Source organism: Streptomyces sp. NRRL F-4489, from assembly GCF_001509485.1.
Classification (GTDB): Bacteria; Actinomycetota; Actinomycetes; order Streptomycetales; family Streptomycetaceae; genus Streptomyces.
This window is the reverse complement of sequence record NZ_LLZI01000158.1, coordinates 1-18,744: the sequence shown is the minus strand read 5'-3', so window position 1 is coordinate 18,744 and position 18,744 is coordinate 1. Positions and strand designations below refer to the sequence as shown.

The 18,744-nt window shown below is 73.7% G+C and carries 15 protein-coding genes and 1 pseudogene; 5 read left to right on the top strand and 11 right to left on the bottom strand.

Going from position 1 to position 18,744, the window contains the following annotated elements; all coding sequences use genetic code 11:
* Position 1: 1 nt before the first annotated feature.
* Both ADL22_RS13945 and ADL22_RS13940 read right to left on the bottom strand, forming a co-directional pair.
* Positions 2–382 carry a VOC family protein gene (locus ADL22_RS13945; protein ID WP_066978005.1) on the bottom strand — a complete coding sequence of 127 codons (381 nt, stop codon included), beginning with the start codon at positions 380–382 and terminating at the stop codon, positions 2–4.
* A gap of 207 nt (positions 383–589) precedes the next feature.
* Positions 590–1,957 carry a UDP-glucose dehydrogenase family protein gene (locus ADL22_RS13940; protein WP_066978002.1) on the bottom strand — a complete coding sequence of 456 codons (1,368 nt, stop codon included), beginning with the start codon at positions 1,955–1,957 and terminating at the stop codon, positions 590–592.
* A 216-nt stretch (positions 1,958–2,173) separates the two neighbouring features.
* Between ADL22_RS13940 and ADL22_RS13935 the strand changes: the two genes are divergently transcribed.
* Positions 2,174–3,352, top strand: a complete 1,179-nt coding sequence (locus ADL22_RS13935; protein WP_267890167.1) for an acyl-CoA dehydrogenase family protein — start codon at positions 2,174–2,176, stop codon at positions 3,350–3,352.
* A 79-nt stretch (positions 3,353–3,431) separates the two neighbouring features.
* Here ADL22_RS13935 and ADL22_RS13930 read toward each other — a convergent pair whose 3' ends face one another.
* Entirely contained in the window at positions 3,432–4,259 is an 828-nt protein-coding gene (locus ADL22_RS13930; RefSeq protein ID WP_234430690.1) for a class I SAM-dependent DNA methyltransferase, read from the bottom strand.
* A 111-nt stretch (positions 4,260–4,370) separates the two neighbouring features.
* Here ADL22_RS13930 and ADL22_RS36170 point away from each other — a divergent pair.
* Positions 4,371–4,553, top strand: a pseudogene (locus tag ADL22_RS36170) (helix-turn-helix domain-containing protein); the annotation flags it as partial.
* A gap of 238 nt (positions 4,554–4,791) precedes the next feature.
* Entirely contained in the window at positions 4,792–5,169 is a 378-nt protein-coding gene (locus ADL22_RS36165) for a hypothetical protein (protein WP_066977997.1), read from the top strand.
* Positions 5,170–5,581: 412 nt separating this feature from the next.
* Here ADL22_RS36165 and ADL22_RS13920 read toward each other — a convergent pair whose 3' ends face one another.
* Entirely contained in the window at positions 5,582–6,850 is a 1,269-nt protein-coding gene (locus tag ADL22_RS13920) for an LCP family protein (RefSeq protein ID WP_066977994.1), read from the bottom strand.
* Between the two features lie 348 nt (positions 6,851–7,198).
* Here ADL22_RS13920 and ADL22_RS13915 point away from each other — a divergent pair, with 348 nt between their 5' ends.
* A complete protein-coding gene (locus ADL22_RS13915) occupies positions 7,199–7,753 on the top strand; it encodes an acyl-CoA thioesterase (RefSeq protein WP_066977991.1) in 555 nt (184 codons plus the stop codon).
* 79 nt (positions 7,754–7,832) lie between these two features.
* Here ADL22_RS13915 and ADL22_RS13910 read toward each other — a convergent pair whose 3' ends face one another.
* The 3 genes from ADL22_RS13910 to ADL22_RS13900 are packed head-to-tail and all read right to left on the bottom strand — an operon-like array spanning position 7,833 to position 10,399.
* The gene (locus ADL22_RS13910) at positions 7,833–8,435 is read right to left on the bottom strand and encodes a VanZ family protein (RefSeq protein ID WP_066977988.1); all 603 of its coding nucleotides are present in this window, start codon (positions 8,433–8,435) and stop codon (positions 7,833–7,835) included.
* Between the two features lie 42 nt (positions 8,436–8,477).
* Positions 8,478–8,930 (bottom strand): hypothetical protein, encoded by a 453-nt coding sequence (locus ADL22_RS13905; protein WP_066977984.1) that lies wholly within the window; start codon positions 8,928–8,930, stop codon positions 8,478–8,480.
* Complete coding sequence (locus ADL22_RS13900; protein ID WP_066977981.1) at positions 8,927–10,399, bottom strand: LCP family protein; 1,473 nt, start codon at positions 10,397–10,399, stop codon at positions 8,927–8,929. The genes ADL22_RS13905 and ADL22_RS13900 overlap by 4 nt, the downstream gene beginning before the upstream one ends.
* Before the next feature lie 274 nt (positions 10,400–10,673).
* On the opposite strand from ADL22_RS13900, the gene ADL22_RS13895 reads away from it, so the two are divergent.
* A complete protein-coding gene (locus ADL22_RS13895) occupies positions 10,674–11,708 on the top strand; it encodes a glycosyltransferase family 2 protein (protein WP_066977978.1) in 1,035 nt (344 codons plus the stop codon).
* 102 nt (positions 11,709–11,810) lie between these two features.
* Here ADL22_RS13895 and ADL22_RS13890 read toward each other — a convergent pair whose 3' ends face one another.
* From ADL22_RS13890 to ADL22_RS13875, 4 genes are all read right to left on the bottom strand, one after another.
* Positions 11,811–13,685: an LCP family protein gene (locus tag ADL22_RS13890; RefSeq protein ID WP_066977975.1), complete on the bottom strand. Its 1,875-nt coding sequence runs from the start codon at positions 13,683–13,685 to the stop codon at positions 11,811–11,813.
* 63 nt (positions 13,686–13,748) lie between these two features.
* Positions 13,749–15,506 carry an LCP family protein gene (locus ADL22_RS13885; RefSeq protein ID WP_066977973.1) on the bottom strand — a complete coding sequence of 586 codons (1,758 nt, stop codon included), beginning with the start codon at positions 15,504–15,506 and terminating at the stop codon, positions 13,749–13,751.
* A 308-nt stretch (positions 15,507–15,814) separates the two neighbouring features.
* Entirely contained in the window at positions 15,815–17,062 is a 1,248-nt protein-coding gene (locus ADL22_RS13880; RefSeq protein ID WP_066977970.1) for an LCP family protein, read from the bottom strand.
* A gap of 300 nt (positions 17,063–17,362) precedes the next feature.
* The gene (locus ADL22_RS13875) at positions 17,363–18,121 is read right to left on the bottom strand and encodes a TIGR03089 family protein (protein WP_066977967.1); all 759 of its coding nucleotides are present in this window, start codon (positions 18,119–18,121) and stop codon (positions 17,363–17,365) included.
* Between the last annotated feature and the right edge of the window lie 623 nt (positions 18,122–18,744).

Genomic DNA, 18,744 nt, shown 5'->3' with positions numbered 1-18,744 from the left:
GTCACCGCTCCTTCGGGAAGCACAGGCAGAACGGGTGCCCGGCCGGATCCAGATAGACCCGGAAGTCCCGCTTCCCCTCGTCGTGCTGGACCAGCCGGGCACCCAGCGCGACCACCTTCCGCTCGGCCTCGTCCATGTCCTCCGGCCGCACATCGAAGTCCAGATGCAACTGCTGCGGCACGTCCTGACCCGGCCACCGCGGCGGCCGGTAGTCCTCCACCAGCTGAAACGCCAGCGCCCGCCCCCGCGGCCCGGCGACCTCCACCCAGTCGTCCCGCCCGTCGTCCACGACCTCCCAGCCGAGCACGTCCGCATAGAACTGCGCCAGCCCCCGCGGATCCGAACAATCCACCGCGACGACTCCCGGGCTGATCAGGCTCATGGCGTTACCTCCGTCGGCTCACCCGCACCATCCCTCCCACGCGTACCCCCACGCACCGGATTTCTACCCACCCCGGCACCGCGGCCGACCAGCCCCGCGCAGCGGATACCCCGCGCCGCAGGCGCGAAAGACAGCACCCCCACGGCGGGAACGCCGACACCGCGGCCGGCGACCCGCTACGCGCACAGGCGCCGAAGGCGCAAGAGATCAGGCATTAGGGCGACCGAGCGCCCGATAAACCCACCCGGCCTTACGCCACAGCTCCGCGTCCAACGCATTGCGCCCATCCAGAACGCTCCGCTCGCCCGCCACCTCCGCCAGCTCCGCCGGATCCAGCTCGCGGAACTCCCGCCACTCGGTCAGGTGCAGTACGACATGCGCGCCGCGCACCGCCTCGCGCGCGTTCTCGGCGTAGCCCAGCGTCGGGAACAGCCGCTCGGCGTTGGCCATGCCCTTGGGGTCGTAGATGGTGACCTGGCCGCCCTGGAGGTGGATCTGCCCCGCGACGTTGAGCGCGGGGGAGTCCCGCACATCGTCGGAGTCGGGCTTGAACGTGGCGCCGAGGACCGCGACCCGCTTGCCGAGGAAGCTGCCGCCGACCGCCTCGCGGGCCATCTCCACCATGTGGGAGCGGCGCCGCATGTTGATCGAGTCGACCTCGCGGAGGAAGGTCAGCGCCTGGTCGGCGCCCAGTTCGCCGGCCCGGGCCATGAAGGCGCGGATGTCCTTGGGCAGGCAGCCGCCGCCGAAGCCGATACCGGCCCGCAGGAACTTGCTGCCGATCCGCTCGTCGTAGCCGATCGCCTCGGCGAGCTTGACCACGTCGCCGCCGGCCGCCTCGCAGACCTCGGCCATGGCGTTGATGAACGAGATCTTGGTGGCCAGGAAGGAGTTGGCGGCGGTCTTGACCAGCTCGGCGGTGGGGAAGTCCATCACGACGAACGGTGAGCCCTCGGCGATCGGCGTGGCGTAGACCTCGCGCAGCAGCGCCTCGGCCCGCCCGCCGCTGCCCTCGGGCAGGTGCTCGGGGCCGGCGGTGCCGACCACGATCCGGTCGGGGTGGAGGGTGTCCTTGACGGCGTAGCCCTCGCGCAGGAACTCCGGGTTCCAGGCCAGCTCGACGTCGGCGCCGGCCGGCGCGGCGGCGGCCAGCCGCTCGGCGAGCCGGGCCGCGCTGCCCACCGGCACGGTGGACTTGCCGACGACCAGCGCGGCCCGGTGCAGATGCGGCGCGAGCGCGTCGAATGCGGCGTCGACGTACGACATGTCGCAGGCGTACTCGCCGTGCTTCTGGGGAGTGTTGACGCAGATGAAGTGGACGTCGCCGAACTCGCCGGCCTCGGCGTAGGAGGTGGTGAACCGCAGCCGCCCGCTGGAGCCCTCGATCCCGGCGACGTGGCGGCGCAGCAGCTCCTCCAGACCGGGCTCGTACATCGGGACCTCGCCCCGCCGCAGCATCTCGATCTTCTCGGGGGCGACGTCCAGGCCCAGCACCTCGAAACCCAGCTCCGCCATCGCGGCGGCGTGGGTGGCACCGAGGTAGCCGGTGCCGATCACGGTGATCTTGAGGGCCATGCGGGGCTCCAGACGTTCTCCGGGAAGACGGTGCTGACCGAGCATAGTCGGGCACGGAACGCACCCTTCCCGAACGCGTACGCGCGCTGGGGGGACTGTCGGCAACCTCACCTATCCGCGGCCCGGCATCGGCCCTAGAATCCCTTTCCAGTAAGGGTTACTTAACGGTAGTTAGCGCTGCCACACCTCACAGGGGAGTGAGACACCTTGGCGCGAGTGGGAAAGAACGCGGCCGCTGATTTCGATCTGTACCGGCCGTCGGAGGAGCACGCCATGCTCCGCGAGTCGGTGCGCTCGCTCGCCGAGGCGAAGATCGCGCCGTTCGCCGCCGCGGTGGACGAGGAGGCCCGCTTCCCCCAGGAGGCGCTGGACGCGCTGGTCGCCAACGACCTGCACGCCGTTCACGTCCCGGAGTCCTACGGCGGTGCCGGGGCGGACGCGCTGGCCACGGTCATCGTGATCGAGGAGGTGGCGCGGGTCTGCGCGTCCTCGTCCCTGATCCCGGCCGTCAACAAGCTCGGCTCCCTCCCGGTGATCCTCTCCGGCAGCGAGGAGCTGAAGGCGAAGTACCTCGGGCCGCTCGCCAAGGGCGACGCGATGTTCTCGTACTGCCTGAGCGAGCCGGACGCCGGTTCGGACGCGGCGGGCATGAAGACCAAGGCCGTCCGGGACGGCGACCACTGGGTGCTCAACGGCGTCAAGCGGTGGATCACCAACGCCGGGGTGTCGGAGTTCTACACCGTCATGGCCGTCACCGACCCGGAGAAGCGCTCCAAGGGCATATCGGCGTTCGTCGTCGAGAAGGGCGACGAGGGCGTCTCCTTCGGCGCCCCGGAGAAGAAGCTCGGCATCAAGGGCTCGCCGACCCGCGAGGTCTACCTCGACAACGTCCGGATCCCCGCCGACCGCATGATCGGCGCGGAGGGCACCGGCTTCGCCACCGCCATGAAGACCCTGGACCACACCCGCATCACCATCGCCGCGCAGGCCCTCGGCATCGCCCAGGGCGCCCTCGACTACGCCAAGGGCTACGTCCAGGAGCGCAAGCAGTTCGGCAAGCCGATCGGCGACTTCCAGGGCGTGCAGTTCATGCTGGCCGACATGGCGATGAAGCTGGAGGCGGCCCGCCAGCTCACCTACGCCGCCGCGGCCCGCTCCGAGCGCGTCTCGGCCGGCGGCAAGGACGAGGACCTCACCTTCTTCGGCGCCGCCGCCAAGTGCTACGCCTCCGACGCCGCCATGGAGATCACCACCGACGCCGTCCAGCTCCTCGGCGGCTACGGCTACACCCGCGACTACCCGCTCGAGCGCATGATGCGCGATGCCAAGATCACGCAGATCTACGAGGGCACCAACCAGGTCCAGCGGATCGTGATGGCCCGCAACCTGCCGTAGGGCCCGCCCTGCGCGACGACGAGAGGGGCCCCGGCCGCAGTGGCCGGGGCCCCTTCGCTGCTCGGGCGGTGCCCAGCCCTCACGCCTCGGCGCGCACCACCAGCGTCCCCACGGATTCGCCCACCGGGGGATCGATGACCTCTGCCGTGGCGCCGCTGAAGCCGGCCGACGCCAGCAGCCCCGCCCATTCCCGAGCCGAGTGGTCCCACCGCGCCACCGCCCGCGCGTCCCGCAGCGGCCCTCCCGGCTCCTCGCCGTGCTCGGGCGGCCTGTGCGAGAACGCGAACACACCCCCCGGGGCCAGGCTCCGCCGCACCAGCGGCAGGAGCGTCGCCGGGGCCGTGAACCACACCGGCCCGAAGATCGACAGCACCACGTCGAAGCTCTCGGGGCGGGCGGCGGCCAGGAACTCCGTCACCTCCGCCGTCCGGAACGTGAGGTGGGGGACCCGTCCCCAGCGGGCCTCCGCCTTTGCCCGTTGCGTAGGGGCGATGTCGATGCCGACGCACACCGCGCCCAGCGTCGCGAGGTGAGCGAGGTTGCAGCCGGTGCCGCACCCGAGCTCCAGCACCCGGCGCCCGCGCACCGGGCCGAGCAGGGACTCGTCGGGCCCGTGGTCGGGGTACTGGGTCCAGTTCAGCCACGTGGCGGCCCCGGCGGCGTTCCGGGCTCTCCTCGGCGTCCTGCCGGCCGCGTACCGTTCCCATGCCGCGGTGACCGCTTCCATCTCGATTCCCTTCCTGCGCGGTGGCCTCTGGCCGAAGGTGCGCCCCGCGAGCTCCCGGCCCGTCCCGTGGTCGCGCATGATGAGCCGTACCACGCGCTCCCAGACGTCCGGGGGTCGCGCGTATGCACTGCTGTCGCCATCGGTGGTCCCTTCGCTGTCGTCGGTTGCTGACTGCTGCACCCCAGTCAACTTTCTTGCGTGCCATGGGACTTGCACACGGCTTGCACAAGTGGCGGCCAACGGGGGCAGGGGCGGGGGAACGTCGTGCGGGTACCTGCCGGTACGGGCACGATGGCTCGGGCAGATGGCTCCCTGGCAGGAGGTAGGGCTGATCGCATGAGCACGACCACCGAACTGGCACCGGGCGCGAACCTGGCCGCGCTCCGGAAGGAACGCGGGCTCTCCCAGACGCAGTTGGCGCGGCGGGCGAACATCAGCGTCTCCCTGCTCTCCAAGATCGAGGTGGGAGACCGGACGCTGACGCCCGCCGTGGCCGCCGCCGTAGGCAAGCCGCTGGGGCTGAGCATGGCGGAGGTCATGGGCAAGGCGGCTGTCGCCCGGGACGGAGAGCAGAAGCTGTCGGCGCTTCGCTCCGCTGTCCGGGACTACGACCTGCCTGGACGCCAGGAGGTCCACGAGGAGTCGGTAGGGGCCGCCCTGGCGGCTGCCGGACGGCTCCGCGACGACGTGGAGGTGGCCCGGCCTGCTGAGGATGCTGCCGAGGCTGCTCAGGGACGCCACGACGCACGCCCATGCGGCGGACACGGTGGAGGCGTGGGCGTCTCTCGCCGATGTCTACAGCACCGTCTACTGGCTGGCCGCGCGGCACAGGTGGATGGACATGGCGGAGCTGGCGGTGACGCGTCAGCGCTGGGCCGTCGAACAGCGGGCCAATCCGCTGGGGGACGCCATCGCCGCGCGTGACCGCGCCGGGGCCTATCTGAACGGCGGGGACTTCGAGGGCGGGCTGACCATCGTCGACCGGGCTGTCGCGCAGGCGCAGACGAGCCTCTCGGGTCAGCAGCGGGCCTTCGCGGTCGGTGTGCTGAACCTCCGGGGCATGACCCTCGCCGGGCGGCTGAAGGACTGATCTTCGGGCCGCGGAACACCGCCACCCACGTACTGGCCACGCGGCTGGACCTGGGGAAACCGCGTGACGCCCTGCGTGCCGCCGAGAACATCGAGGCCGTCCTGGCGGGCCTGCCGCCCACACGGATCGCGCCCACCCGGATCAACATGGCGCGGGCCCGGCTCGACATCGGTGACCGGGACGGGGCCCTTGGGGATCTCTGTGCCGCCTGGGACGTGGCGCCGCAGATGGTCAGGATCCACCCCATGGGCCGCGAGGTGCTCCGTGTCCTGTCGTCCCTGCACCGCCGCAGCAATCCGCGGTTGCTGAAGCTGTCGAAGCTGTCCGGGGTCGAGGTCCAGCGCTCACGGCGAGACGAGGAGAGGGGCCCCGGCCGCAATCGGCCGGGGCCCCTCGTCGTCATCGTCCGCCGTCAGTTGCCGGTGACCGTGACCGGTTCGTCGTTGTTGAGTTGCTGGACGAGTTGCTTGAGTTTGGCCTGGTCCCAGACGAGGTTGCCGCCGACGCTGCCGGAGATGGGCATGTTCATGGACTTGCCGTCGCCGTTGGTGACGCCCTTCATGGCGAAGAACATCTGGCCCAGGTCCCACAGGCTCATGTCCTTGTCGACCTTCAGGGTGTCCAGGCCGGCGCCGAGCGTCGGGTAGAGCTTGAAGGGGTTCAGGACGGTGCCGGGGGTGGCGGCCTGGTGGGCGATGGCGGCCAGGAACTTCTGCTGGTTCTTGGTGCGCTCCAGGTCCTGGCTGGCGAACGCGTGCCGGGTCCGGACGAAGGCGAGGGCCTGGGCGCCGTTGAGGGTCTGGGTGCCGGCCTTGAAGTCGGCGCCGGAGTCCTTGTCCTTGAAGCCCTTGGGGATGTCCATCTCCACCCCGCCCAGCGCGTCGACGATGTTGGCGAAGCCGGCGAAGCCGATCTCCACGTAGTGGTCGATGTGCAGGTGGGTGTTGTACTCCACGGTGCGGACCAGCAGTGCCGGGCCGTCCTCGGCGTAGGTGGCGTTCAGCTTGGTGTGCCGGCCGGTCGCCGGGTACTTCTTGCCGGAGGTCGAGCCGACGTACGACGGGATCTCGACGTTGGAGTCGCGGGGCAGGGATATGAGGGTGGGGCCGTTGCTGCCGTCGTGCAGGATCAGCATCGAGTCGGTGCGGCCGCCGTCCTTGGGGCCGCCGGTGTGCAGCTTCTGCTTCATGTCGTCGGTCATGCCCTCGCGGCTGTCCGTGCCGACGATGAGGTAGTTGGTGCCGTCGCCGGTGGCCGGGCGGTCGATGACCTTGCTCAGGTCGATCTCGCGGCGCAGCTTGCCGTCCGCCCAGAAGTACGTGCCGATCGAGGTGGCGAGCACCACGACGACCAGGGTGAGCACCGTCCACTTGATGCGGCGGCCCCAGTTCGGGCGCGGCCGGGCGGAGCGTCCGCCCGCGCCGCCGCCACCGCCGGCGCCGTAGACCTGGCCGGTGTTGTAGCCGTCGTCGTGGCCCCCGGACTGCTGCGGCGGGACGCCCGCGCCGCGGCGCGGGGAGAGCGAGGGCGGGAGCGGGGGCTCGTTCCGCCGGTAACCGGGGGCCGCGTCGCGCCGTACGTGCGGCATGGCGCGCGCGCCCTCCGGCTCGGCGCTGCCGCTGCCGCGTCCGTACCGGTTGCCGGCCGGGTCGCCGGACCGTCCTTGGGGCCACTCATTCATACGGGGAAGTGTGCACGCCGCGGGGGGCCGCTCCATAGGGCGGGTGCGGGATCGGGCCAGGGCTGTTGCAGAGCTGATGCAAAGCGGGGGAGCGGTAACGGCCCATATGGAGAAGGGGGCGACGATTCCGGCGGGGCCTCCGGAAGGCTTCATTCCGGATGGTTTCCGGCGGGGGAGGGGAGACGGATGTCACGGAGGGGAGGGGTGGGTCGAGACCTCGGTCACGGGTCGGCCGGACGTTGTGCGGCCGGGGCGCGGCCGCCCGCCCCGGCCGCGTCGGCCCGCCAGGGGCCGCGTTCGCCACCGCTGCCGTACGGTCGCGTACGGCAGCCGCTTACGCTGGTCTGCATGACCGATCTCGTCACCGACTCCGCGGAGGACGCCCTCGCGGGCAAGCCGACCTCCGTTTCCCGCACCACGCTGTCGCACATCATGACCGCGGCCGACACCAACCTCCTCGGCACCGTGCACGGCGGAGTGATCATGAAACTGGTCGACGACGCGGCGGGCGCGGTCGCCGGCCGGCACTCCGGCGGGCCGGCGGTGACGGCGTCGATGGACGAGATGGTGTTCCTGGAGCCGGTCAGGGTCGGCGACCTCGTGCATGTGAAGGCGCAGGTCAACTGGACGGGGCGGTCGTCCATGGAGGTCGGCGTCCGGGTGCTGGCCGAGCGGTGGAACGAGTCCACGCCGGCCCAGCAGGTCGGTTCGGCGTATCTGGTCTTCGCGGCCGTTGACGAGCACGGGAAGCCGCGGCCGGTGCCGCCGGTCATCCCGGAGACCGAGCGGGACAAGCGGCGCTATCAGGAGGCCCAGATCCGGCGGACGCACCGGCTGGCGCGGCGCCGGGCCATCAAGGAGCTGCGGGAGCGGCGGGCGGCCGAGGGGCTGGACGACGCCTGACCGGCCGGACGACGCCTGACAGGTCGGGCACGGGGCTGCTGCGCCGCCCCGCGACCGTACGCAGCCGCGGCCCGGCGCCTCACGCCTCCTCGGGTGCCGGTGCCGGCGCGGTCCGTACCGGGCGCCGCGGCAGCGTCCGGCGGTGGACGAGGGCGACCGCCAGCTTCGCCGCCAGCGCCAGGGCCGCGCCGGTCGCCGTCCCGGCCGCCGCGCACAGCACGTCGTCGATGTCGGCGACCCGGCCCGCCCGCATCAGCAGCTGCCCGGTCTCGATGGCGGCGCTCAGCCCCACGCCCAGCAGGAACGCCCCGGCCGCCGACCAGCGCGGCGCGGCGAACCGCAGCAGCAGCGGCACCGGCACGAACAGCGCCGCCCCGGCCGCCTGCCGCCGCACCAGCAGCGCCACCTGCGCCGGCTCCAGCCGCGCGCCCAGCTCGAACAGGCCCTCCCCGGGCCGCCACCAGAACGTCGCGTCCGCCGACCCGAGCGGCTGCAGCGGCGCCAGCGTCACCACCAGCATCAGCAGCAGCCAGCCCGCCAGCAGCGCCCGCGCCGCGCCCCGCGGCCCGCGCCCGTACGGCGTCCGGGCCGCCCACGCCGCCAGGGCCAGCGCCAGCGCCAGCGCGGCGGCCAGGAACAGCGCCACCGTGGCCGGGGTGACGGCCAGCACGACCTGCCACATGGTTCGCCTCCGCGTGTGTCGGACACCGGGCGGCGCCCGGCGTCAGCCGCAGCTCCACTTGGTCACGAACACCGTCCGGACGTACTCCATGACGCCCCGGACGCACTCGTCGGGCAGCATCTCCACCCGCCCGCTCAGCCGCACCGCGCCGCCCCGGGTCCGCCCGGTGCCGAACCAGCCGGGGAACGCGGTGATCCGGGAGTTCTTCCGCTGGTAGCCGAGCCGCACGGTCAGCTCCCCGGCCGCCGGGTCGTCCCGCCGGTAGACGGCCGTGTAGACGCCGGTGGTGCCGACCGGGCCGCGCAGGCACAGCCGGCCGCGCACCAGGTCGCCGCAGCCGGTCGGGGCGTCCGGGGCCGCCGGCGCGGCCGCCGCCGCGGCCAGCACCAGCCCCAGCACCGCCCCGGCGGCGGCCACCCGGGCCGCCCGGCGGCGCCGGTCCGGGCCGGCCGGGGACGGCCCCGGCGCGGTCCGGCGGGGCGCTGGCACGGTCATCGGCACACCGCCTGGTCACCGGTGATCGCCGCGAGGGTGCCGGGCGCCGGCGTCGGCTCCTCGGCCCGCACCGGCCGCACCGCCCGGAAGTCCGCCCCCGCCGTCACCCGCATCACCGGCCCCTGCCCGGCCGCCGGCCGCAGCTCCGCGCCCGGCAGCGCGGCCGCCAGCGAGCGGGCCGAACGGTCCCAGCGCGGGTCGTACGAGATCACCGTGCGCGCCACCGGGCCGGAGGCCGCGTCCCCGGGGGCGCCGGTGGTGGCGAAGCCCGCGGCGTGCAGCTCGCGGGTGACGCGCGCGGCCAGCCCGGGCCGCCCGGTGCCGTTCTCCACCCGTACCTGCACCCGGCCGGGCGGGACGTCCACCACCGCGGCGGACGGCCCGGCGCGCTCCGGGCGGGGCGCGAACGGCCGGTCCTCGCGCAGCGCCCTGAACAGCTTCGGCGCCTCCACCGGGTCCCAGCGCACCGTCGAGCCCAGCCCCGGCACGTTCTCCGCCGCGCCGCGCAGCGGCACCGACGCGAACTCCGACGACGCCGGCCCGAAGCCGCGCATCGCCTGCGCCAGATCGGTCAGATCGGCCGCCCCGAAGCCGGCGTCGGCCCGCACCGACTGCAGCACGGCGTCGGCGACCTCCTTCAGCCGCACCGGGTTGACCAGCACCCCGGTCGAGGTGATCCGGTCCACCAGCGCCGCCAGGAAGCGCTGCTGGCGCTGCATCCGGCCCAGGTCGGCGGAGGCGTCCACGTGCCGGGAGCGGACGTACTGGAGCGCCTGCCCGCCGCCCAGCCGGGACGTGCCGGCCGGCAGGTCCAGCCCCGAGTAGCGGTCCCGCAGCGGCCGCACGGTGCAGATCTCCACCCCGCCGACCGCGTCCACGGTCCGCATGAAGCTGGTGAAGTCGACCTCCAGGTAGTGGTCGATGTGCACGCCCGTCATGTGCTCGACGGTCCGCACGGTGAGGTTGGGGCCGCCCTCGGCGTAGGCGGCGTTCAGCTTCAGCGCGTGCCGGGGGTGGCGGCGGCCGTCGGCGTCCTGGTGGGCGGGCACCTCGGCGTAGGAGTCGCGGGGCAGGCTGACGACGCTGGCGCGGCTGCGGTCGGCGGACAGGTGCACCAGCATCAGGGTGTCGGTGCAGTGGCAGGGCGCGCCGCCGAGGTGGAACTTCTCCTTCTCGGCGTCGGTGAGCTTGTCCCGGCCGTCCGTGCCGACCACCAGGAACGTCAGGCCGGCGCCGCCGCCGGGCCGGTCGCTGATCCCCTGGAAGGCGTCCACCCGCCCGATGCCGGTCTCCACGCCGGTGACCATGGCGTGCCCGACGCCGCCCGCCGACAGCAGCAGCGCGGCCGCCGCGGTGCTGATCCGCAGGCCCCAGCGCGGCCCCTGGGGGCGCCGGGGGCGCGCACGCCGCCGGGACCGCCGCGGGCGCCGGCCCGGAACGGTGCGGGAGGAGGGGGACGGCGCGGTCACGGGCCACCTCCGCGGTGGACGGGGACGGGGGGCTGCGGGCCGGCGCGGGCGGCCCGCGCGGGCGCGGAACGGTGCGGTACGGAGCGGACCGGGACACCGTAAGCCGATACGATCTCCTGCAAAACGCCACACACCGGGCGGGCGGGGCGCGGCCACCCGGTTGCCGTCCGACCGCGTCCCCCGTTCGCGGTACCGTGAGGCGGAAATCCGCAGTCTCCCGGCGGGCGCTGCCGCCCCACGGCGGCTCGCCAGCGGGCCGTACCCCCGAGGAACCATGCCCCAGCAGCAGCTCCCGGCCGTCTCCGTGATCATGCCGGTACTCGACGAGGAACGTCACCTGCGCAACGCGGTCCGGCACATCCTGGAGCAGGAGTACGCCGGCGAGATGGAGGTGGTGATCGCCCTCGGCCCCTCCACGGACCGCACCGACGAGATCGCCGCCGAACTGGTCCGCGAGGACCCCCGCGTGCACACCGTCCCCAACCCCACCGGCCGCACCCCCGCCGCCCTGAACGCCGCGATCAAGGCGTCCCGGCACCCCGTCGTCGTCCGCGTCGACGGCCACGGCATGCTCTCGCCGAACTACATCGCCACCGCCGTCCGCCTGCTGGAGGAGACCGGCGCCGCCAACGTCGGCGGCATCATGCACGCCGAGGGCGAGAACGCCTGGGAGCAGGCGGTGGCCGCCGCCATGACCTCCCGGATCGGCGTGGGCAACGCCGCCTTCCACACCGGCGGCGCGGCCGGCCCCGCCGAGACCGTCTACCTCGGCGTCTTCCGCCGCGAGGTCCTCGAAGCGCAGGGCGGCTACAACGAGGAGTTCATCCGCGCCCAGGACTGGGAGCTGAACTTCCGCATCCGCGAGGCCGGCGGCCTGATCTGGTTCTCCCCGGAGCTGAAGGTCCAGTACCGGCCGCGGCCCAGCGTCCGCGCGCTGGCCAAGCAGTACAAGGACTACGGCAAGTGGCGGCACGTCGTCGCCCGCTACCACTCCGGGTCGATCAACCTCCGCTACCTCGCCCCGCCGGCCGCGGTGTGCGCGATCGCCGCCGGGCTCGTCGTCGGCGCCGCCGTCACCCCCTGGGGCTTCGCCGTCCCGGCCGGCTACCTCGCGGCGATCACCGCGGGTTCGCTGCCGGCCGGCAAGGGCCTTCCGCTCAAGGCCCGCGCGCAGATCCCGGTCGCCCTGGTCACCATGCACATGTCCTGGGGCACCGGCTTCCTCACCAGCCCGCGCTCGCTGGCCCGCAAGGTCATCGCCAGCCGGCGGCCCGCCGTGCGGACCGCCGCCGCACCGGCCGGGAAGTAGCCGCCCGGGGTGCGCGCCCCCGGGCCGCACCCCGCCGCCGGCCGGCCGCCCGGAGACGTGTCGTTCAGAGACGTGTCGCTCGGAACGAGTACTGCGGACTGCTCAGAACGAGTACTGAGGATTGACGGTCATACAGGCCGAGGAGTCCTTCTCCGCGTTCAGCGGGTCGGCGCTCTTGGGGGCCTTGTCGGCCGGCGCCCCGCCGGAGCTGCCCGGCGCGCCGGACGCCGCCGCGTAGTCCGTCCCGCTCCGCCAGTCGTTGCCGACCACCAGCCGCAGCCCGGACGCCGCCGACGACTGGCGCACCGCGCTCTTCGGCAGCCCCAGCGCCTTGGCCAGCGCCAGCGCGTCGCCCCGCTGCCCCGCGTCCCGGTAGACCAGGGTGGTGTCGGCCTGGCTGATCAGCTCGGAGTCCTGGGTCGCGCCGGTGTAGCCGAGCCCCGCGAGGTGGTCGCGGATCTGGCCGGCGCGGCCGCCCACCGGGCCGCGGACGGTGCTGCCGGTGCCGTTCTGCACCACGACCGCCAGCTTCCCCTTGGGCACCGACGGCTCCGGGTCCGGTTCGGGCTTCTTCTTCGCGCCCTTGGCGTCCTGGCCGTCCAGCGCGACGTCGTTGCGCAGCATCGCGAACGTGGCCTCCGCCTCGCCCGGCTTCGGGACGACGTACCGCTCCCCGGGCCCGTACTGCCAGGGCATGGTGACCATCGTGACGCGCTTGGTCGGCACCCGCTGGAGGTCGCCGCCCAGGTCGTACAGGCGCTTGACCGAGCCCAGGTCCTCATCGACGGTCAGCGCGCTGGTCGCCGCCTCCGCGAGGTTCCGCAGCTGCACCGGGTCGGTGAGCTTGGTGCCCTGCTTGAGCTGGCGGATCATCGAGTTCAGATACATGTGCTGGGCCTTGGCCCGGCCGATGTCGGTGTTGTCCTCGAAGCCGTAGCGGGTCCGCAGCCACTGGAGCGCCTGGACGCCCTTGACGGAGTGGGTGCCCTTGGTCAGCTTCAGGCCGCTGCCGTGGCCCCTGCTGTCGTGCGAGTAGACGTTCCGGTCCACGCAGACCGGCACGCCGCCGACCGCGTCGGCCATGTCCACCACCCCGGCGAAGTCGACCATCATGAAGTGGTCGATGTAGATGCCGGTCAGCGCCTTCCAGGTGGCGACGGTGCAGCCCGGACCGCCGTGCTGCAGCGACTCGTTGATGGCCCCGGTGGTCTGCGGGTAGACGTGCCCGTCCTTGGGGTCGGTGCACTGCGGGATCAGCACCCGGGTGTCGCGCGGGATGGAGATCACCGACATGTTGCTGCGGTCCGCGCTGACGTGCAGCAGCATCTGGACGTCCGCGAGCGGTTTGCGGTCGGCGTCCTGGCGGGCGCCGCCCAGCTCGATGTTCTTCTCGGTGTTCCGGCCGTCCGACCCCAGCAGCAGGATGTTCATCGGCGTCTGCCCGAACGCGTTCGGCTCGGGCTTCTGGATCCCGCCCGGGCCGAGGTCCAGGGCCTCCTTGCGGAGGTTGGCGTTCAGGTGCTGGTAGTAGAGGTAGCCGCCGCCGGCGCCGGCCACCAGCAGCAGGCCCAGGCCCAGCGCCGTCCAGCGCAGCACCCGGCGGCCTTTGCGGCGCGGCCGGCCGGCTTTTCCGTCCGCGCCCTTGGCGTCGGTGCCGGACGGGCCGTCACCGGACGGTCCGTCAGTGGACGGGCTGTCAGCGGGCGGGCTGTCAGCGGGCGGGCCGTCAGGGGATGGCCCGTCACCGCCCGGTATCCCGGGGACCGGTATGCCCGCGGCCGGGCCGCCGGACGGACCGGAAGGGCCGGAAGGACCGGACGGCCCGGACGCTCCCGGCGCCGCCCCGTCCGGGCTCCAGCCGGGCGCGTCCGGGGGCAGCCCCTGGTCGCGGAAGCCGCTGTCGGCCCAGCCCAGCGGTTCCGGTTTCGCCCGGCGCCCCCGCCGCTGCCCGTCACCGCGCACACCGCTCTGCGGCATTCGCTCTCTCCCCGTTGTTCCGTTCCGGTGCGCTCGGTGGCCCCGGCTCAGTGGCCGGCCGGATTACTTCGCGCAGATGTTCTTGTCATCCGCATTGACGTGCTGAACCCCCGCCGGGGTTTCGGTCGGCGCCTCGATCGGCGTGCCCGGCGCGGTGAAGTCCTTGCCGAGCACCAGCTTCATCGGCACCCGCGGACCGGCGTCCCGCGCCGTCTGCTTCAGCGCGCTCTTCGGCAGGCCCATCCACTCCGCCAGCGTCGCCGCCTGGTCCGCCTGGTTGGGGGCGTACTCCAGCCGCGTCGCCGACAGCTTCTCCGGCGCGTTGCCGGCGTTGGTCGACAGCCGGGCGCCCTTGTCGTTCTGCAGCCAGTCCACGGTCTCCTGCGCCGCGCCGAACGGCCCGCCGCCATTGGTCACATCGACCCGCACCAGCTCCGCCGGCGCCTTCTTCACCGGCGCCTCCTTGCCGCCCTTGCCCTTCCCGGCGCCCTTCGCCAGCGCGTGGTCCTGCTGCACCATCCGGAACAGCGGCTCGGCCTTCGCCGTGTCCAGCACGACGGTCGCCTTGTCCCGCGGGTTGTCCAGCACCGGAACGGTAGCAAAGGTGATCTTGTTGAGGTCGACCCGCTTCAGATCGGTCCCGAAGTCCATCAGCTTCGACGCGGTGCCGATACCGGTGTCCACCGTCAGCGCCTTCGTCGCCGCCTGCGCCACGTCCAGCAGCTTCCCCGGGCTGCTGAACGCGCTCGACTTCAGCTTCCGGATCAGCGACCCCAGGAACTGCTGCTGCAGCTGGATCCGGCTCAGATCGCTGCCGGTCCCCACCGAGTGCCGGGTCCGGACGAACGCCAGCGCCTGCTCGCCCTTGACGACGTGCCGGCCCGCCGACAGCCGCAGATGCGACTTGGGGTCGTTGATGTCCTTCGCGGCGCACACCTCCACGCCGTCCACCGCGTTCGACAGGTCCTTGACCGCGTTGAAGTCCGCCATCATGAAGTGGTTGATCTTCAGGCCGGTCAGCTTCTCCACCGTCCGCCACGTGCAGCCCGGATCCCGGCCCTCCTGGCCCAGGCTGGTGTTGAACCGCACCTGCCGCTGACCGGGGATCACCTTCGTCGTGCCGTCCGGCTGCTTCGTCGGGCAGTCCGGGATGTCGGTGATCAGGTCCCGGGGGATGCTCAGCGCGGTGGCGTTCGTCCGGTCCTTGGAGATGTGCATCAGGATCGTGGTGTCCGCGTGCCCGACGCTGCCGGAGTCGCCGTAGCCGGTGTCGCCCTTGCCGGTCCGCGCGTCCGTGCCGATGACCAGGAGGTTCACCGGCCCGTCGGTGACCGCCGCGTTCTCCTCGCCGACATCGACCTTCTTGATGTTGCCGTCGAGCTGCTGGTAGATCACGAACGCCGTGCCGCAGCCGGCGACGAGCACGAAGCCCACGACCCCGGCCGTCCAGTACAGCGCCTTCCGCCGGCCCGACGCCCGCTTCGGCTTGCGGCGGCTCGCCGCGCCCCGGCCCGCCGGCCCGGACCCGCTGCGGGCCGCGGCCCGGCGCGCCGCCCGGCCGCCCGCCGCTTCACCGGCCCCGGCGTCAGCGCCCTTGCGGCGGCCGCGCTGCACCGGCAGCGGCCGGGTGTCGGTGTCCTCGCCGCCCGCACCGCCCGCGGCCCCGCATCTCCCGCGCGCCGGCCGGTCGTCGGGCCGGGCCGGGGGCCGACCCGACGGGTCGGTCCGCAGCTCGTAGTTGCCGGTGTCCGGATCGAACACCCACTGATCGGCGGGGTCGACGTTGTTGTCGTCCGCCTGCCCACGGCCTTGCGCGTCCACGGTGCCTTGAGTCCTCCGTCGGTACCACGCGGCGCCATCCCCTCAAGGCGCTCGGTCGGTCGGTCGATCGTGTGTCGGGTGGTTGCGGTTGCTGTTTCGGTTGCTGTTCCGGTCGCTGCGCGGTCGCCGATTCCGGTGGCGCCGGGCCGCCCGGGCAGCGGTCGGCGGCCGGCTGGTCGGGCCGACCGGATCGCTCACACTATCCGCCCACTTCAGCGTCGAGCGACGCCCGTGACACATTCCACTTCCCTACAACCGGGCAATCCGCCCATTTTCTTCGCCGTTCCCCGGAACCCTTTGCGGCGTCTTTATTCGCAGGCCGCGTGTTCCGCGGTGCTCCCCGGAAAGACCGGCACCGCACTCCCGGCGGGCGCCGGCCGCGCCGCCCGCCCCGCCCCGCGCGGCTTCCCGTCGCCCGCCCGCCGCGGCGCCACCGCGACCGGCTGATCCTTCCGCAGCCGCGAGAAGAGCCGCTCCGCGTCCGGCTGCACCAGCTCATCGCGATTGGGGTCGTAGCGGTACTCGGTACGCGGCACGGTCAGGAACCGCACCTGCGCGGTGGGAATGGAGCGCATACCGCGCACCAATTCGTACAGCCCGCGCAGCGACGCCAGACCCGCGTCGGTCGTCAGCGAACTCGTCGCCGCGTCCATCACCGGATACAGCCGCATCGGATTCAGCAGCACACCATTGCTCTGCACTTTCTTCACCAGCGCCCCGAGGAACTGCTGCTGCCGGGCCATCCGCTGGGTGTCGCTGCCGTCCCCCAGCGACTTGCGCGCCCGGACGAACCCCAGCGCCGCCTCCCCGTCCAGCGTCTGCCGCCCGGCCGGCAGCGACAGATGGGCCTCCTCGTCCCGGATCGGCCGCGCCAGGCACAGCTGCACGCCGTGCACCGCGTCCACCATGTTCTTGAACCCGGTGAAGTCCACGATGATGTGGTGGTCGACGCGGATCCGCGTCATCCGCTCCACCGTACGGATCGCGCACGCCGCCCCGCCGTACGCGAACGCCCAGTTGAACTCCGCCGTCCGGGCCGCCGACTCCTGCCCGTCCGCCCGCTTGCAGTGCGGCACCGCCACCATCAGGTCCCGCGGGATGCTCACCGCCGTCGCGCTGCGCCGGTCCGCCGCCAGATGCAGCAGGATCGTGGTGTCCGACCGCTGCGTCCCGGTGTCCGTCCCGTACTCCCGGTTGGCGCCGGACCGGTTGTCCGAGCCGATCAGCAGGATGTTCTGCGCGTTCGGCGGGCCCGCCGGCGGCCGCTCCGACTCGTACTTCTCCAGCTCCCGTTCGGTGGCGCTGTCCGAGCGGATGTTGCCGTTCAGCCGCGTCCAGATCGCCCAGCCCAGCGCCCCCGACGCCGGCACCGCCACGGCCAGCGCCAGCGCCCCGGCCCGCAGCCACCGCCGGTGCCGGGCCGGCGGCGTCCTCGGCGGCCCCGGCCGGTCCGTCCGCAGCACCCCCGCCGGCCGCTCCGGCCACCCCTGGAACCGCGCCGGCTTCCCGGAACGCCGGCGGCCGGGCGGTGGCGGGTTCTCGGGGCTCTCGGTCACCTGCGTCCCTCCTCACGGAGCCGGCGGCCCCGCGCCGGCCACCACCGGACGGCGGACCGACGGCCCCCACCGGGGATGCCCGCGCCCATCGGGCCTGTACACCGAGCATGGCGCCAACGGGGCCGGGCGGCCCGCCCGGAGGGAAGGGGGGTCGGCTGGATGGGGGAGGGGAGCCTCGGGGAAGGGGTGTGGGGGTGAGGTCTGCTTCGGGGGCCGGGGCGGTCCCGGTCGGGCGTGCGGTGGGGCGGCGGCCGCTTCGCGGGCCGGGCCGTGGCCCGTGCGCCGGTGCTGCCGCCGGGCTCAGGCGCGCGGCGCGGTGAACGTCACCTTCTCCGCCGCCGTACGCTCCGCCAGCGCCGCCTCGTCCAGCCGCTCCACGTGCCGGCACAGCACCACCGAGCCGCCCGCCGCCAGCGGCGCGTACAGCCCGTACGACAGGCCCTGCCAGGAGTCGTACGGCAGGCCCGACAGCACCCGCGGCGCCGGCGGCATCCCGGACGCCGCCGCGTCCGCCAGCGCCCGCGCCCCGATCTCCGCGCCGGTCAGCTCGACACCGCCGGCCACCAGCGCCGGCGCCGACGGATCCACCGGGACGAACGGCGCGAAACGGTCGCCCTGGCCCGGCACCTCCACCGCGTAGTCCGCGAAACCCGCCGGCGGCTGCGGGAACCGGCCGCCCAGCGGACGCAGCGCCAGCGCCACCCGCTCCCCGGAGCAGGCCCGCGCCGCGTCGAGCGCGTCCGGACCGCTGACGACCAGATCGGCCGCCGCCGGATCGCCCCCGACGTCCGCGACCACGCCCACCGACGCGCACGCCAGCAGCCACACGGCGGTCTGCCAGTGGGCCGGCAGCAGCAGCGCCAGCCGGTCGCCCGGCTCGGCGGCCAGATCGCCCTGGAGGTAGTTGGCGGTCTTCGCCACCCAATTGGCGAAGGTCGCGACGGAGAGTTCGACCCGTTCGCCGGTGGCGTCGTCGTAGAAGGTCACCAGCGGGCGGGCCGGGTCCGCGGCGAGCGCGGAACCCAGCAGGTCGGCGGGGGTGCGATCGGTGGCGTTCATCGCCGCCAGGGTACGCGCGCCGGCCGCCGGCGGTCAGTCCGGAAGGCCCGCGGTACGCCTCCGGTACGCCCCGGGCGGCCACCGGATCGGCCGATGGCCCGTCAGACCAGCGATGGCGCGCCGCCCCGCCCCGTGTCCAGGATTTCCCATGCGCCCCTTCCTCGCGACCTGCCTCGGCGCCGCGTGCACGGCCGCCGTCCTCCTGCCCTCCCACCCGGCGGCGACGGCCGGCGCCTTGGGGGCGGCGGGGGGCGGAGCCGATGTGGGGATCGGGCCGGGGGCCGGGCCGGTGGCCGGGGGGCCGGTCGCGGGGGCCGGTGCGGTACGCGCGGGCGAACTGCCGGGCCACACGCAGTCGCTGCCGCTGGACGGCGTGCTGGCGGGGGCCGCTCAACAGGGGGCCGCTCGTCTGGGTGCCGCTCACCCAGGAGCCGTTCACGGGGGCGCTGCGGGCCCGCAGGCCACGACCAACTCCCAGGTCACCGCCGCCCCCCAGGTCACCATCGAGCCCCAGACCACTGTCGAGCCCCAGGCCCCAACGGATCCCGGCGCCCCCGCAGCGCCCGAAGACCCCGCAGCCCCTGGAGACCCTGCCGCCCCTGGAAGCCCCGCCGCCCCTGGAG

Coding starts and splice junctions, on each gene's coding strand:
- ADL22_RS13920 (WP_066977994.1), bottom strand. CDS start 6,850: ATGAATGAGTGGCCCCAAGGACGGTCCGGCGACCCGGCCGGCAACCGG.
- ADL22_RS13875 (WP_066977967.1), bottom strand. CDS start 18,121: ATGAACGCCACCGATCGCACCCCCGCCGACCTGCTGGGTTCCGCGCTC.
- ADL22_RS13890 (WP_066977975.1), bottom strand. CDS start 13,685: ATGCCGCAGAGCGGTGTGCGCGGTGACGGGCAGCGGCGGGGGCGCCGG.
- ADL22_RS13915 (WP_066977991.1), top strand. CDS start 7,199: ATGACCGATCTCGTCACCGACTCCGCGGAGGACGCCCTCGCGGGCAAG.
- ADL22_RS13945 (WP_066978005.1), bottom strand. CDS start 382: ATGAGCCTGATCAGCCCGGGAGTCGTCGCGGTGGATTGTTCGGATCCG.
- ADL22_RS36165 (WP_066977997.1), top strand. CDS start 4,792: ATGCTGCCGAGGCTGCTCAGGGACGCCACGACGCACGCCCATGCGGCG.
- ADL22_RS13905 (WP_066977984.1), bottom strand. CDS start 8,930: ATGACCGTGCCAGCGCCCCGCCGGACCGCGCCGGGGCCGTCCCCGGCC.
- ADL22_RS13895 (WP_066977978.1), top strand. CDS start 10,674: ATGCCCCAGCAGCAGCTCCCGGCCGTCTCCGTGATCATGCCGGTACTC.
- ADL22_RS13910 (WP_066977988.1), bottom strand. CDS start 8,435: ATGTGGCAGGTCGTGCTGGCCGTCACCCCGGCCACGGTGGCGCTGTTC.
- ADL22_RS13940 (WP_066978002.1), bottom strand. CDS start 1,957: ATGGCCCTCAAGATCACCGTGATCGGCACCGGCTACCTCGGTGCCACC.